Here is a 252-nt window from a genome sequence, read left to right on the forward strand (position 1 = left end):
TGAACACTACAATGAGCGCCACCCGCATAAAGCCCTGAAATACCGCTCGCCGCGCGAGTTCAGGCGCGCTGCGGTGCCATCAACCTAACGGTGTCCGCGTGTCCTGAGTTACAGGGGCAACTCCAGCCGCCTTTTTTAGAATGTCGCGCTCCATCTTCAGTCGCGCATTCTCCGCACGCAGTCGAGCCAGTTCCATCTGCTCCTCGGTTACCGGCTTCGTACCCGGGCCGACCAGCGTTCCTTTTCGGTCCG

The 252-nt window shown here is 60.3% G+C and carries 1 pseudogene; it reads right to left on the bottom strand.

From position 1 onward, the window contains the following. Positions 1-118: 118 nt before the first annotated feature. Positions 119-252 (bottom strand): annotated as a pseudogene (locus AB4Y43_RS40720) (IS3 family transposase); the annotation flags it as partial.

Origin of the sequence: Paraburkholderia sp. BR10872 (assembly GCF_040965835.1) — a bacterium.
Taxonomy (GTDB): domain Bacteria; phylum Pseudomonadota; class Gammaproteobacteria; order Burkholderiales; family Burkholderiaceae; genus Paraburkholderia; species Paraburkholderia nodosa_A.